Origin of the sequence: Caballeronia hypogeia, from assembly GCF_001544875.2 — a bacterium.
In the GTDB taxonomy this organism is placed as follows: Bacteria; Pseudomonadota; Gammaproteobacteria; order Burkholderiales; family Burkholderiaceae; genus Caballeronia; species Caballeronia hypogeia.
Map to the genome: position 1 here is coordinate 1 of NZ_FCOA02000009.1, position 15,112 is coordinate 15,112.

Below are 15,112 nucleotides of genomic sequence, written 5' to 3' on the forward strand. Positions count from 1 at the left end.
CTTCCTGCAATTCGCTCAACATGGTTTGGAGCACAACGCCTTGTCGCATAAGGCTTTGAGGATTGTTCAGGGTCGACTCATTATCCTCATTGAACTGAAAAGGCGCCGGAAGGAAAAGGCGTTTTGCGCTTTTGGCGGCCAGATTTCCGCGAGATAATTCTGCGCGTTCCAGGCGGGATTTCAAAACAAGGCGAGGACCACCATGATGAACAATCCATTCAAACTGATAGCGATCGCAGCCGCACTGATCGCGTTCTTGCTCTCTGCGGCCTCGCACGCTCAATCCGTCGTTGTCCAGTACGGCAACCTTGTCTATCGCCACGCCTCAGGCGCGACCGAAGTGCTCACGGAGACGGGGGCCGACGGGAGCCCGGCGATTTCTCCGGATGGCAATCTGATTGCCTTTACGCGCCTGCGCCCAGGCGAACGGGAGAACTCGGAGATTACGGGTAGCGGGCCTCTGCGCGACGTGTATGTGATTCGCATCTCCGACCACGCGCTCAGGAAGATCGTTACAGCAACGCATTCGGCCCAACCGGAGAACGAGATTTCTGGCATCAACTCACTTAAGTTTTCTCCGGATGGCTCGACGCTCTATTTCAACACGGCAGCATGGGCTACCTCCGAAGCGATTCATGCCGTTCCGGTGCAAGGCGGTCGCGAGCGGTTTGTTACAAGCGGCAATGGCTTCGCGGTTGTCCAGCGCGGTAAATACGCGGGCTATCTAGTGACGAGCCAGCACAGATACATGGAAGGCCATGGATCATGGAATCCATACGTCTTGGTGAGCCCGGAAGGCAAGGAAATCAAGGTACTAGGGGAGTTCGGCGACGACAAAACGCGCGCCGAGATAGCGGCGCTTCGAAGTGCGGAGGGGAAGAGTGTTCCGCCTATTCCTGCAGCAGCCGGGGCCGACTCTACAAGTCCTGGCTACTCGGAAAAGATTCAGCGGCGCGTTCGCCCGAATATCGTGTGGTCCGGCGAAACCGCGGGGCTTGAAACGATCGTCTCGGTGCGCTGCTCGCCGTCCGGCACGCTCCTTTCCGCGACAATCATCCGCTCGAGCGGCAACGAGCAGTGGGATCAGGCCGTGTTGCGCGCGGTCCAGCGCTCAGCCCCGATGCCTGTCGACATCGACGGCAAGGCGCCCGATCGCTTCACGATCCCGCTACGGCCAGCTGGAGGGTAGTCCGATGAAGGTCGAACTGAAGATCAGGCGACCTCAACGCGCCCGAGGTCGCCGCGATTCGCCATCGTTTTCATCGCAAGGAGGTGCGAGGGAAGCCCACGAGGCGACTGGCAGTCCAAGTTTACTGTGGATCGATGCGACAGGCGAGTGTCCGCTGGCCGGCCCACATCCGACGGTTGACCGTCCGCGGCGTCCTCTTTACAAACGCCCCTTCCTGGCCGGAAGTCGCCGGTGTAAAGGTGTCTAACCGAGGTTTCAGGGGCTCATCGGTCGCGGAGATTCCCATTGACGCACCCGTGCGTGATGCGCACAGGCGTCTTATGGGCCTGCGCGGCGAAGGTTACGAATGAATGGCGGGGCGGGACGAAGTCAATGGGCCCGTGAGCGCATTCTCGAGTGTTGCCATCTCCATATCGTTCTGACTGCCGTCGATCCACTTCGCGTAGGTCCGCAAGAACATCTCCACCGTGTGTCCGAGTTGGCGCGCGCAGAATGCGGGCGTCATCCCAGCCATGAGCATGCTGGTATCAGTTGCTGCTCGAATACTTCACGTTCCCCGAGAAATTCATGTTCATCGACCTGTTCGGTCTGGACATGCGTGCGATTCCGGCAGGCGTCAAACATTTCGATGTCGAGATCGTGCTGGCCACGCCCTATCCGGATGACATGCGCTTTACCGAAGAGAACGTGCGCCTGTACTGCACGCCGGTGATCAACCTGTTCCCGATCGCCGCGGATCCCGTGAACGTCACGCAACTGGAGACGGAATACCGGGTGCGTGCGCGTGAACAATACGGCTCGACGGTCGATGTGTATTCGGTCGATACGGTGGACGGGATCGAAGGGGGCAAGCGCTTCGAATACGTGCCGTTCGCCGCGTTCAAACACCGCGGCGGGATGCTGCGTCATGAAATGCCCGAGCGGTATTTCCACACCCGCATGCGACGCGGGCCGTCAGGACGCTTCGACACGTGGATCACGCTGGGCGGTCACGCATGGGATCAGGCGACGACGCTCACCAAGGAAAAGCTCTCCGTGTCCGTCACGGGCACCAACGGCATGCTGCCACGCAAAGCCTTGCGAGAAGCAGGCATCACGCGTATGCGCGGCGGGTTTACCAATATCGGTGCAGTACGCAATCTGATTTCGCCCACGTTGCCCGTTTATCCGCCCACGGGCGATCGTTTTCAGTGGCGCGTGCTCTCGCACCTCGCGCCCAATTATCTGTCGTTGCTGGATGCGGAGATGCTGCGCGGGTCGCTTGGCATCTACGACTGGAGCGAGGGTGAGCTGAACCGTCGGCGCATCAACGCGATTACGGACGTGCGTCATCGGCCCCTTTCCAAACTGGTGAAGGGTGGCTTGATGCGTGGTGTCGAAATCACCGTGACGCTCGACAGCACGCGTTTCGCGGGCGACGGTGATCTTCATCTGTTCGGCAGCATGCTCAACCGATTCCTCGGTCTGTACGCGACGATCAATCTCTATACGAAACTCGCGATCGTCTCGCAACCGACGGGTAAACGGCTCGAATGGCCCGAAACGAAGGGCGAAGGAGCGCCATTTTGAACGCGCCCGAGACGTTGATCGACACGCGCATGCAGCAGCCGGATCGTCCGCTACTCGATGCGCTGCTCGATCAGGCGACGCAGATGAACTTCTTTCGTTTCTGCGAGCTGATCGAACTGGCCGCGCCCGATGCCGCGCCCATCGGCACGACCGACTCGCCGAAGAATGAACCGATACGCTTTCGCTCGCGCGGCAAGCTCGGGTTTCCGACGCGCGAGATCGATCGGATCGAACACAACGATGACAATCCTGCCGCGCCTGCATCGGTGCGCACGAGCTTCTTAGGTCTGTACGGCGTGGACGCGCGCATGCCGTCGTATTTCGTCGATGAGGTGGCGCAGAACCGCGACGGCGCGGAGTCGCTCGCGGGGTTTCTCGACCTCTTCCATCACCGAATTCTGACGCAGTTCTACCGCGTGTGGCGGAAGTATCGGTTTCCGGTCGGTTATCGCGAAGGCGGCACCGATCCGGTTTCGCGCTATCTGCTTGGCTTCGCAGGACTCGGACTGAGCACGCAGGCACCCGATGCGAAGTCCTTCGTCGATCCGCGCAAGCTGATGTCGATGCTGGGCATCATCGCGCAGAAGACGCGCACGGCGGAAGGCCTCGCGGGCGTGTTGCAGCACGCGGTGCCGGACGCTTCGATCACGGTGGAGGAGTTTTATCCGGTCTGGCGCGAGGTGAACGACTTCGAGCCGGCGGCGCTGGGTGAAAACTGTCTGCTCGGGCGCGGCTTTTACGATCGCTCGAACGTGGTGCGTGTAGTCATTACGCCCGACACGCGCGAGACGGTGCTGGATCTGACGCCGGGCCACGACACGCATCAGGAAATCATGGCGCTGCTGCAGTTTTATCTGGGGTACGAGGGCGAGGCGTATCTGGAGATGCTCGTGCGGCCGGAATTGATGCCTCAACCGGTACTCGCGCCTAAACAGACGAGTTTGGGGCTCACCACACAATTGACCTCACCATCCGGTGGCGACTCACGCATCACACGCGTTCATCTGGGACGCTGGAATGGCACGACAACATAAACACATGACGCAGGAAATCAATATGCAGGATATGAAGCACGGCCGTTGGCTCGCAGGTGCGGCCGCAGCGATCGCTACGAGCATCACGCTCTCCGGCTGCGGCGCGTGGCAAGCAACGAAAGATGGCACCGTGGACGCGTACAACTGGGCGTTCGTTACGCAAGTGAAGGCGATGAACATCGACCTCGATGCGCGCGCCGCGGCGAATGAAACAACGTCGGGCCAGTCGCTCTCGACGGTGGTGAGACTTTATCAACTGAAGGATTCGAAGACCTTCGCGCAACTCGAATACGTACAGTTGCAGAACCACGATCTGGAGTTGCTCAAAGCCGATCTCGTCGCGACTAAAGATGTCGTGATGCGTCCGGGATCGAGCGCGAGCGTGAGCGAGCCGATGGACAAAGATGCCGAATACGTGGGCGTCGTCGCGTTCTTCCGTTCGCCCAGCAGCGATGGTGTGTGGAAACTGCTGATTCCGAAGAAGCAGTGGAAGGACACCGATCCGGTCAAGGTGCACGTGCAGGGCAATTTGCTCGCCTATGACGGCGCGAACCCGAAGCCGGTCAAACGCGATGCGCCACAGCAAAGCACGCCGGCGCAGTCGGGCACTTCTGCAAGCGCTACCGCGAGCGCCAAGGAAGCAAGTAGTGCGTCGAAGGTACAGAGCACGATCAAACTGATCAACCCCGATGCCGCATTGGGCAATGCCAGTGATAGTCCGCAGGCTTTGGGTGCCGCATTGCCGACACCGACACCGACACCGACGCCCGCGCAACCCAGCATGCCGACAACGGTGCCATCGGCACCATCAGCCGGATCCGTGTCATCGAGCGTGTCGAAAGCATCGGCTGCGGGCAAGGCTGTGGCACCCAACCCCGCGCCGAAACTCAGTGCCGCAGCTGACGCGCTGTCGAAGGCCAAGGCAACCGCAAGCGGTCTCGCCAAAAGCGCCGCCGGGCTGCTCTCGCAGTGAGCCTGCTCTGGCCAAAGCCACGCGCTAAACCATTTATCCACTCAGCAAGAAAAGCATGAAAAACATCGTATCCCTCGCCGTGTGCGCGTTGTCTGTTTCATTGTTGTCCGCGTGTGCTACCGCGCCGAATCGAGACGAAGAGGTCGCCTTGAATCAGCAGGTTGGCATTGAGGTGACGCAGATCAAGGAAGGCGTGCAAGTGCGCTTGCCGGATCGTGTGCTGTTCGATTTCGACAAGTCCGCGCTGCGTGCCGATTCGGGGCCGGCACTCAGACGCGCGGTCGTGTTGCTCAAGCGCAGCCAGAAATCAGTCATCGTCGAGGGGCACACCGACAACAAGGGCACGCACGAATATAACCAGGCGTTGTCGGAAGCGCGCGCACAGACGGTGGCCAGCGCGCTGGAGCAGCGCGGCATCGCCGACTCTCGCATTACGACGAAGGGTTTTGCGTACGACAAACCGGCCGCGAGCAACGACACGCCCGAAGGTCAGGCGAAGAATCGGCGTACGGAGATTGTCGTGATCGGTGAATCGCTCGATGCGATCATGGGGAAGGCGAAGCGCTGAAGTGCGTCGCCAATTCTGACTCGGAATACAACGGAACCAGCCGATGACGTTGAGTAAAGCACCCATCAACGCCGACTTTGCCAAGCTAAACGCTCTTGCGGCGGAGTTCGGCTGGCGTTGTGGTTCGTCGAGCATGAGGTGCTGCAGCGGGCGTATCTGCATCGCGAAGCGCGCGTGCACGTGCTCGATCGACAACGGATTTCGCACACGCTGAGCACGGCTAGTGATGTGCGATCGACAATTGAGCCGTCGCGGGTCGATAGCGGTGAGAAGGCGTAAGCACGTCGGAACGCGAACGCCTCAAGGCACCGGAGCGCGAGGTTAAGGAACTGCGCCGTGCCAACGAGATTTTGAGGCTGGCGAGCGCATTTTTCGTCCAGGCGGAGTTCGACCGCCGCCTGAAATCCTGAAGGCCCTTATCGGTCAGCATCTCGACACCTCCGAGGTCGAGCCGATCTGCAAGGTCTTGCGGATTGCACCGTCAGGCTACCGGCGTCATGCCGCACAGCTTCGCGATCCGCCGCGGCGGTGTGCCCGCGCGAAACGCGATGACTTCTGCGCTCGCAGATTTGCAGGAAGCTCGCGGGATCCTCCAAACGATGACCAAAATGTGAGAATCGAGCCTCTGAAGCCTTCTGCTAGAATTGGCTCGCTCGCTTATCAGGCAAGGGTTTGGCGGGTTTTTGGTGGACGAATATAGACTGCCTTGGGGACGAACAGTCCCATTGAATCGACGCGAATACAGGATTCCACAGAAGCCCAAGCCGGCTGGCTCCTCGGCTGGACACCGCAAAGCGCAAAAGGCCACCCCATGACGCGCATCGAACGCAGCGATCAGACGCCCATCGACGCGGCACGCCTCGAAGACGAATGGCTCGAAGCCGATTCGTGCGGCGGCTTCGCCTCGGGCACCGTCGGCACCATGCGCACGCGGCGCTATCACGCGCTTCTGCTCGCAGCCACGCAGCCGCCCGCCGGACGCGTCGTGCTCATCAACGGCATCGAGGCGTGGCTCGACGTGAGCGGCCAGCGCTTTCCCCTGACGATGCAGCACTACGCCCCCGACGTGCGCTATCCCGACGCGTCGGCGAGCCTGCTTTCCTTCGACACCGAGCCATGGCCCACCTGGCGCTTTCGCGTCGGCGCGGATGCGGTCGTCGTCGCGGAGGCGTTCGTCGCGAAGGACATCCGCGAATCCGTGCTGCGCTGGCGTTTCGAAGGCACGACCACGCCCACGTTCGAAGCCGCGCGGCTGCACGTGCGCCCGCTCCTGTCCGGCCGCGACTATCACGCGCTGCATCACGAGAATCCGGCGTTTTCATTCGACGCGAGTCTCGAAGGCGAGCGCGTGCAATGGCAGCCCTACGGCGATCTGCCGACCATCTGCGTGACGTCGAACGGCGCCTACGATCACGCGCCCGACTGGTATCGAAATTTCTGCTACGCGCGCGAACGCGAGCGCGGCCTCGATTTCACCGAAGACCTCGCGAGCCCCGGCGCGTTCACCTTCGACCTCGCGCGCGGCGAAGCGGTCATGATCCTGCACGCGCACGCGGGCCACGACAAACCGTTCGAAGACAGCGCGATCGCGCATGCATCGCGGCTGGCGTCGAAGGAAGCGGAGCGCCGCGCGTCGTTCGGCTCGCGGCTCGCGCGCTCGGCGGACGCGTATGTCGTGACGCGCAACGTCGGCCGCACGATCATTGCGGGCTTTCCGTGGTTCACCGACTGGGGCCGCGACACTTTCATTTCGATGCGCGGCCTCCTGCTCGCGTCGGGGCGCGTTCAGGAAGCGGAATCGATCCTGCTCGAATGGGCCGACACCATTTCCGAAGGCATGGTGCCGAACCGCTTTCCGGACAGCGGCGGTCTGCCGGAATACAACTCAGTCGATGCATCGCTGTGGTTCGTCGTCGCCGTGCACGACTATCTGGCGACGGGCCACGCGCACGCCGCGACCACCAGCCGTCTGCAGCACGCAGCCGACGCGATTCTCGACGGCTATTCGCGCGGCACGCGTTTCAACATCGCCGCCGACACGGACGGCCTGCTGCGCGCCGGCGTGCCCGGCGTGCAGCTCACATGGATGGACGCCAAAGCCGGCGACTGGGTCGTGACGCCGCGCATCGGCAAGCCGGTCGAGGTGCAGGCGCTGTGGATCAATGCGCTGTGCATCGCGAGCGCGTGGGATCCGCGTTGGCAGGCGCCGCGCGATGAAGCGCGAAAGGCGTTCGCCGCACGCTTCGTCGATCCCGGCACACACACGCTCTTCGATGTCGTCGATGTCGATCACGCGCCGGGGCAGATCGATCGCTCGATTCGCCCGAACCAGATTTTCGCGGTGGGCGGCCTGCCGTTTCCGCTCGTCGATGGCGAGATCGCGCGCGCCGTCGTCGATCAGGTCGAAGCGCAGCTTCTCACGCCGCTCGGCCTGCGCACGCTCGCACCCGCCGATCCGGCCTACAGGCCGCACTACGCGGGCGGCGTGCTGGACCGCGATGGCGCGTATCACCAGGGAACGGTGTGGCCGTGGCTGATCGGCCCGTTCGTGGAGGCGTGGGTGCGCGTGCATGGCGCGGCGGGCGCGCGCGAGCGCTTTCTCGCGCCGCTGCACGCGCATCTGGACCGCTTCGGTCTCGATCACATCAGCGAAGTCGCCGATGGCGACGCCCCTCACACGCCCGGCGGCACGCCGTTCCAGGCGTGGTCGCTCGCGGAGCTGCTGCGCATCGAAAAGCTGCTGGACGCGGCCTGAGTTCGCACCGGGGCACGGCGCGCGCGGCCCTCTGTCAAACGCGTTAAATTACGAGTCTTGCCCGCCGCAAACGAGGAGACGCCCATGTCGAAATCGCGCCCCGTCAATCAGCTCGATACCGTCGAAGGCTCGCGCCTCCATTCGAAGGATTGCCCGCGCTGGCAGCGCTGGGGGCCATACCTGAGCGAACGCCAGTGGGGCACGGTGCGCGAGGATTACAGCGAATTCGGCACCGCGTGGGAATATCTTCCGCACGATCACGCGCGCAGCCGGGCATACCGCTGGGGCGAGGACGGCCTGGCGGGCTTTGGCGACGACAAGCTCAGCTGGTGCATCTCGCTGGCGCTGTGGAACGGCTGCGATCCGATCATCAAGGAGCGGCTTTTCGGTCTGACGAACCAGGAAGGCAATCACGGCGAGGACGTGAAGGAGCTGTACTTCTACCTCGACGGCACGCCCACGCATTCGTACATGCGCATGCTCTACAAGTATCCGCATGCGGCATTTCCCTACGCCGATCTCGTCGATGAAAACGCCCGTCGCGGCGCCGATGTGCCCGAATACGAAGTGCTCGACACCGGCGTGTTCGACGACGAGCGCTATTTCGACGTGTATGTCGAATACGCGAAGCACACCACCGACGACATCGTGATGCGCGTGACGGTCGAGAATCGCGCCAACGTGGCCGCCGCGCTCGACGTGCTGCCGCAATTCTGGGCGCGCAACACGTGGTCCTGGAAGACGACGCTGATCAAGCCGTGTCTGAAGCTTGAGACCGTGCAGGGCGAAGGCACTTACGTGCTCGCGACGCAGGGCAATCATGAGCCGATCGTCGTGTCCGCGTGGTCGCCCGACGCCGCGGGGATCGAATGGATCTTCTGCGAGAACGAGACCAACACGAAGCGGCTCTTCCACACGGAAGACCAAGGCCCATTCAAGGACGGCTTCAACGACTACATCCTGCAGGGCGATGAAAACGCGATTCGCCGCGATACGGGCACGCGCGCGGCGGCGCATGCGCGTCTGCAACTGGCGCCGCTCGGAAAGGCAGTCGTCTACATGCGCTGGCGTCCCGAATCGACTTCGGACGACGGCACGCCGCTCGATGTCGATGGCCTGTTCGAGCGACGTCGCGCGGAGGCGGACGAGTTCTACGGCGCTTTGCAGCACGACATCGCCGATGCGGATCAGCGGCTCGTGCAGCGTCAGGCGCTCGCCGGCATGCTGTGGTCGAAGCAGTACTATCAGTTCGACGTGCAGCGCTGGCTCGACGGCGATCCCTTGCAGCCGAAGCCGCCGAAGCAGCGCCGCTTCGGACGCAACGCGGACTGGCGGCATCTGTGCAACGCGGACATCGTGTCGATGCCGGACAAGTGGGAATACCCGTGGTACGCGTCGTGGGATCTCGCGTTTCATGCCGCCGCGTTCGCGCTGATCGATCCGGAGTTCGCGAAGCGCCAGTTGCTGCTGCTGGTGAAGGACCGCTATCAGCATCCGAACGGACAATTGCCCGCCTACGAATGGGCTTTCAGCGATGCGAATCCACCGGTGCATGCATGGGCGACGTGGCGCGTCTACGAGATCGATCGCGCGATCACCGGCAAAGGCGATCGCGACTTTCTGGAACTGGTGTTCCACAAGCTGCTTTTGAACTTCTCGTGGTGGGTCAACCGCAAGGACGCCGACGGCAAAAACATCTTCCAGGGCGGCTTTCTCGGGCTGGACAACGTGGGCATCTTCGACCGCTCGTCGCCGCTGCCGACGGGCGGCCACATCGATCAGGCCGACGGCACCGCATGGATGGCCGCTTATGCGCTCGACCTGATGCGCATCGCCGTGGAGCTGGCGTACGCGAACAAGGTGTTCGTCGATATCGCGGTGAAGTTCTTCGAGCACTTCCTGTATATCGCGGAAGCGGTGAGCTGCGAGGATAACTGCGACACCGGCCTCTGGGACAGCGAGGACGAATTCTTCTACGACAAGCTGCGTCTGCCGGACGGCTCGAACATCCCGATGCGCATCCGCTCCATCGTCGGACTGATTCCGCTGTTCGCCGTGCACGTGCTGGAGCCGACCGTGTACCGCTCGTTGCCGGAATTGCGCGAGCGCCTGCACTGGTTCCTCGATCATCGCACCGACCTGTCGAAGCTCGTGTCGCGCTGGAACGTGGCGGGGAAGGGCAACAGCGTGCTGCTCTCGCTGTTGCGCGGGCATCGCATGAAGGCGCTGTTGAAGCGCATGCTCGACGAAACCGAATTCCTCTCCGATCACGGCGTGCGCGCGCTGTCGCGCGTGCATCTGGATAACCCGTTCGTCTTCTATCACAACAGCGAGAGCTTCAGCATCCGCTATCTGCCGGCGGAATCGGACTCGCGCGTGTTCGGCGGCAATTCGAACTGGCGCGGGCCGGTGTGGATGCCGGTGAACTATCTGCTGATCGAATCGATCCACGAGTTTCATCGCTATTACGGCGATGAATTCCGCGTCGAGTATCCGACGGGCTCGGGGCAGAAGTTCACGCTCGCGCAAATCGCCGACGAGCTCGCGCGCCGCGTGACCACACTCTTTCTGCTCGACAGGAACGGCGAGCGCCCGGTGATGGGCGCGTATCCGCTGTTGCAGGCCGACCCGCGCTCGCGCGATCTCGTGCTGTTCCACGAATACTTTCATGGCGACAACGGGCGCGGCGTGGGCGCTTCGCATCAGACGGGCTGGAGCGGGCTCGTCGCATTGTTGCTTCAGCCGCACGCGACGGGACCGTCCGGCGTCGTGCCGCTCGCGGGTGAGGCGGATGCGGAGATTCAGGAGTTCGCGGGCGCGAAGTGACGCGTATCAGGCGGCCACCGCCTGCGTGGCCGCGCTCAACAACACGGGAATCGACTTCGATGTCGGCGTGCCCGCGCCATCCGCGACCGACGACAACGGCACGAGCGGATTCGTCTCCGGATAATACGCACCGAGGCAGCCGCGCGGAATGTCGTACTCGACGAGCTTGAAGCCGTTCACGCGACGCTCCGCGCCGTCGTCCCACACGCTCGTGATATCGACCAGCTCGCCCGGCTCGAAGCCGAGCATGTCGATATCCTCGCGGTTCGCGAACAGCACATGACGCTGGCCGTACACGCCGCGATAACGATCGTCGAGACCGTAGATGGTCGTGTTGTACTGGTCGTGCGAACGCGTGGTCATGAGCGTCATCAGGCGCTCGCCGTGAAGCGCACGGGCGCGGTGGATCGGCGTATCGAACGCGATCGCGTGGACGATGAAGGTCGCCTTGCCGCTCGGCGTCTTCCATACGCGATCGCGCGACGCCACGCCCAGATGAAAGCCGCCCGGTTGCTTCAGGCGTTCGTTGTAGCGCTCGAACCCTTCGATCACTTTCTCGATGCCGTCGCGGATCAGCGCGTAATCGTCGGCATGCGCGCGCCAGTCCACTTTCAATGAACCCAGCGTCGCGTGCGCCATGCGCGCGACGATGGCCACTTCGGAGAGCAGGTTCTGCGAGGCGGGCTTGTTCATGCCGTACGAAATGTGGACCATGCTCATCGAATCCTCGACGGAGACGCCCTGCGGCACGCCGTGCTGCAGGTCGATTTCGGTGCGGCCGAGCGTCGGCAGAATGAGCGCGTCGCGGCCGTGCACGAGATGGCTGCGGTTGAGTTTCGTCGTGATGTGCACGGTGAGATCGCACGCGCGCATCGCTTCCCAGGTGCGCGGCGTGTCGGGCGTCGCGATCGAGAAATTGCCGCCGAGGCCGATGAAAACCTTCACCTTGCCTTCGAGCATCGCGTGAATGGTTTCGACGACGTCGTAGCCATGCTCGCGCGGCGGCTCGAAATCGTACGCGGCGCCGAGCTTGTCGAGGAACGCTTGCGTCGGCTTTTCCTCGATGCCCACCGTGCGGTCGCCCTGCACGTTCGAATGGCCGCGCACCGGGCAGAGCCCCGCGCCGCGTTTGCCGATATTGCCGCGCATCATCATCAGGTTCGACAGGATCTGAATCGTCGGCACGGAGTTCTTGTGCTGCGTGAGACCCATGCCCCAGGTCGAGATCACAGCGCGGCCCTGAGCGTAGATGTCGGCGAGCCTGAGCACGTCGTCCATTTCCACGCCCGATTCCGCGATGATCGCGTCCCAGCTTTCGGCGCGCAGATCGTCCGCGAACGCATCGAAGCCGACCGTGTGCTGCGCGATGAAGTCGACGTCGAGCACGCGCTCCGCGCCGTTCGCGACGGCTGCGTCATCGAGTTCGATCACGCGCTTCGCCACGCCCTTGATCAACGCGAAATCGCCGCCGACTTTCGGGCGGATGAACACCGAACTGATCTTCACGCCCTTGGGCGAAAGCATGTCGAGCGTATGCTGCGGGCTCGCGAAACGTTCGAGGCCACGCTCCTTCAGCGGATTGATCGACACGATGGTTGCACCGCGCTTCGCGCAGTCGCGCAATTCTCCGAGCATGCGCGGATGATTCGTCGCCGGATTCTGGCCGAAGATCAGGAGTGTGTCGGCGTGCTCGAAGTCGTCGAGCGTGACCGTGCCCTTGCCGATGCCCACCGTATGCGGCAGGCCGCGGCTGGTCGCTTCGTGGCACATGTTCGAGCAGTCGGGGAAGTTGTTGGTGCCGTACATGCGCACGAACAACTGATACAGGAACGCGGCCTCGTTGCTCGCGCGGCCCGACGTGTAGAACGCGGCGCGGTCCGGATCGTCGAGCTGCTTCAGATGCGAGGCGATCAGCGCGAAGGCGTCGTCCCATTCGATCGGCACGTAGCGGTCGCGCTTCGCATCGTAGACGAGCGGGTCGGTGAGTCGGCCGTGCTGCTCCAGTTCGTAATCGGTCTGGCTCATCAGCGATTCGACCGTGTGCTCCTCGAAGAACGCGGGCGTCACGCGCTTGCTCGTCGCTTCGGCGGCCACGGCCTTCACGCCGTTTTCGCAGAATTCGAATGTCGAGCCGTGTTCGCGATCGGGCCACGCGCAGCCGGGGCAATCGAAGCCATCGGGCTGGTTCTGCTTGAAGAGCGTCTTGTAGTTGCCGCCCGCCACTCTCTCCTTGACGAGATTGATGGCGACCTGCTTCAGCGCGCCCCAGCCGGCGGCGGGATGCGTATAAGGTTCGATGCGCTCTTCTGGTTTCTTGAACATGGCGTGGCGTATGACACTTTCAGCTTGCGATGTTCGAATCCTACTGTGTTCCGAAATGCGCGGAGCGCACAGAAAATGCGAAAACGGAGGAGTACAGTTGCGGCGTTTTGGCATAGACTTGACGCATTGCCACCGGAACTCGAAAACCACTTGAAGCTATACGAAAAGCTCGCCGATGAAATCGAGGAAGCTGTGCGCCGCGGCGTGTTCGCGCCGGGCGAGAAGGTCGCGTCGGTGCGGCAGGCGAGCCAGCAGCACGACGTCAGCATCAAGACGGTGCTGCACGCATACGCGATCCTGGAAAGCCGCGGCATTCTGGAGACGCGCCCCCAGTCCGGCTACTTCGTGCGCGCGCAGCCGCAGGCTCTGAAAACCGAGCCGAAGCGCGCGGGTCGTGCCCTTGCGGTGGCCTCCGAAGTCGACGTGAGCCGCCTCGTGCTCTCGACCTTGCGCAGCATCGGCGCGCACGACGCCGTGCCGTTCGGCTCGCCGTATCCGGACCCCGAGCCGTTTCCGTGGCGGCGCATCAACCAGTACGCAAACGCCATCGCGCGGCGTCATTCGACCTGGAATCTGATCGACGACCTGCCGCCCGGCAATCCCGAACTCATCCGCCAGATCGCGCGGCGTTACGCGGAGAACGGCGTGCCGGTCGATCCGCAGGAGATCGTGATCACGGTCGGCGCGACCGAGGCGATCAATCTGAGCCTGCAGGCGGTCGCGAAACCGGGCGATACCGTGGCGGTCGAATCGCCGACCTACTACGCGATGCTCCACGCGATCGAGCGCCTCGGCATGCGCGCGATCGAGGTGCCGACGCATCCGGCCGAAGGCATCGACATCGAGGCGCTCGAGCAGATCATCGCGCGGCGCCGGATCGCGGCGTGCATGGTGATGCCGAACTTCCAGAATCCGTTGGGGTTCCAGATGCCGGATGAGCGAAAGCGCGCGCTCGTCGAACTGCTGTCGACGCATGACATACCGGTCATCGAAAACGACGTCTATCACGAGCTCTATTACGGCGAGGCGCGTCCGTCGACGCTCAAGAACTTCGACACCAAGGGCCTCGTGCTGCATTGCGCGTCGTTCTCGAAGAGTCTGACGGCGTCGTACCGGATCGGCTGGGCGATGCCGGGGCGCTATCGCGCGCAGGTGGAGAAGCTCAAGTTCCTCAACACGCTGACGACGCCTTCCGTGCCGCAGGTCGCGATCGCGGATTATCTGCGTCAGGACGGCTACGACCGGCATTTGCGGCGTGTGCGCAAGCTGTATCGGCAGCAGGCGCGCATCATGTCGTCGATGGTCGAGCGCTTCTTTCCGGCGGGCACGCGCATTTCGGCGCCGCAGGGCGGCTACGTGCTATGGGTGGAATTGCCTGGGCGTGTGGATTCGATGCGGCTTTATCGCGCGGCGCTCGAATGCGGCATCACGATCGGGCCGGGCTACATGTTTTCGACGCGCAATGCGTTCAGCCATTTCATCCGCCTCAACTACAGCTATCCGTGGACCGCGCAGAGCGAGGCCGCGCTGCAGCGGCTCGGAGCGCTCGCGGGCGAGATCGGTGCGCGGGGCGGCGGGCAATCGAATAAAGGAGACCGTCTATGAGCGATGACATCGATCCGGCGCTGGTCGCCGTGCTGACGCAACTGTGGCGCGCGCGCCTCGAAACGCCGGGGCGCAACTGGTCGCTCAACCGGCTCGCGAAGCAGTCCGGTCTGCCGATGAGCACGTTGCGGCGGCAACTGGCGGGATTGAGCGACGGCGGGCTGGTCGAGATGCAAACCGACGAGGACGGAGCCGGGTGCGCGTGGCTGACGGCAGAGGGCGTGGCGCTTTGCGAGGCGGTGTTCGGGGAAACCGGAGCGGCCTCCTGAGG

At 63.0% G+C, this 15,112-nt stretch carries 9 protein-coding genes, 2 pseudogenes and 1 other annotated feature; of the genes and pseudogenes, 10 read left to right on the forward strand and 1 reads right to left on the reverse strand.

Going from position 1 to position 15,112, the window contains the following annotated elements:
- The first annotated feature begins 202 nt into the window (after positions 1 to 202).
- The 8 genes and pseudogenes from AWB79_RS38900 to AWB79_RS15385 all read left to right on the forward strand — a co-directional run bounded on the left by AWB79_RS38900 (position 203) and on the right by AWB79_RS15385 (position 10,914).
- Positions 203 to 1,189, forward strand: coding sequence for a TonB family protein (locus tag AWB79_RS38900; protein ID WP_082862372.1), 987 nt, complete (start codon positions 203 to 205; stop codon positions 1,187 to 1,189).
- A gap of 525 nt (positions 1,190 to 1,714) precedes the next feature.
- A pseudogene (gene tssF / locus AWB79_RS15360) lies at positions 1,715 to 2,758 on the forward strand (type VI secretion system baseplate subunit TssF); the annotation flags it as partial.
- Between the two features lie 29 nt (positions 2,759 to 2,787).
- On the forward strand, positions 2,788 to 3,792 hold the full coding sequence (gene tssG, locus AWB79_RS15365; RefSeq protein WP_061168460.1) for a type VI secretion system baseplate subunit TssG: 1,005 nt from the start codon (positions 2,788 to 2,790) through the stop codon (positions 3,790 to 3,792).
- A 22-nt stretch (positions 3,793 to 3,814) separates the two neighbouring features.
- Positions 3,815 to 4,765 (forward strand): type VI secretion system lipoprotein TssJ, encoded by a 951-nt coding sequence (gene tssJ / locus AWB79_RS40945; RefSeq protein ID WP_332459665.1) that lies wholly within the window; start codon positions 3,815 to 3,817, stop codon positions 4,763 to 4,765.
- A 148-nt stretch (positions 4,766 to 4,913) separates the two neighbouring features.
- Positions 4,914 to 5,333, forward strand: a complete 420-nt coding sequence (locus AWB79_RS15375; protein WP_374728544.1) for an OmpA family protein — start codon at positions 4,914 to 4,916, stop codon at positions 5,331 to 5,333.
- Positions 5,334 to 5,605: 272 nt separating this feature from the next.
- A pseudogene (locus AWB79_RS38295) lies at positions 5,606 to 5,886 on the forward strand (IS3 family transposase); the annotation flags it as partial.
- Positions 5,698 to 5,814: a sequence feature (AL1L pseudoknot), on the forward strand. Its footprint overlaps the pseudogene before it by 117 nt.
- A gap of 258 nt (positions 5,887 to 6,144) precedes the next feature.
- The gene (locus AWB79_RS15380) at positions 6,145 to 8,088 is read left to right on the forward strand and encodes an amylo-alpha-1,6-glucosidase (protein WP_061168286.1); all 1,944 of its coding nucleotides are present in this window, start codon (positions 6,145 to 6,147) and stop codon (positions 8,086 to 8,088) included.
- An 84-nt stretch (positions 8,089 to 8,172) separates the two neighbouring features.
- The gene (locus tag AWB79_RS15385) at positions 8,173 to 10,914 is read left to right on the forward strand and encodes an MGH1-like glycoside hydrolase domain-containing protein (RefSeq protein WP_061168287.1); all 2,742 of its coding nucleotides are present in this window, start codon (positions 8,173 to 8,175) and stop codon (positions 10,912 to 10,914) included.
- Between the two features lie 6 nt (positions 10,915 to 10,920).
- Here the strand turns inward: AWB79_RS15385 and AWB79_RS15390 are convergent, their stop codons facing one another.
- Positions 10,921 to 13,236, reverse strand: a complete 2,316-nt coding sequence (locus tag AWB79_RS15390; protein ID WP_061168288.1) for an FdhF/YdeP family oxidoreductase — start codon at positions 13,234 to 13,236, stop codon at positions 10,921 to 10,923.
- A 150-nt stretch (positions 13,237 to 13,386) separates the two neighbouring features.
- Here AWB79_RS15390 and AWB79_RS15395 point away from each other — a divergent pair, with 150 nt between their 5' ends.
- Together AWB79_RS15395 and AWB79_RS15400 are read left to right on the forward strand one after the other, a co-directional pair.
- Positions 13,387 to 14,841, forward strand: coding sequence for an aminotransferase-like domain-containing protein (locus tag AWB79_RS15395; protein ID WP_061168289.1), 1,455 nt, complete (start codon positions 13,387 to 13,389; stop codon positions 14,839 to 14,841).
- Positions 14,838 to 15,110, forward strand: coding sequence for a helix-turn-helix domain-containing protein (locus tag AWB79_RS15400; RefSeq protein ID WP_061168290.1), 273 nt, complete (start codon positions 14,838 to 14,840; stop codon positions 15,108 to 15,110). Before AWB79_RS15395 ends, AWB79_RS15400 begins: the two co-directional genes overlap by 4 nt.
- The last annotated feature ends 2 nt before the right edge of the window (positions 15,111 to 15,112 follow it).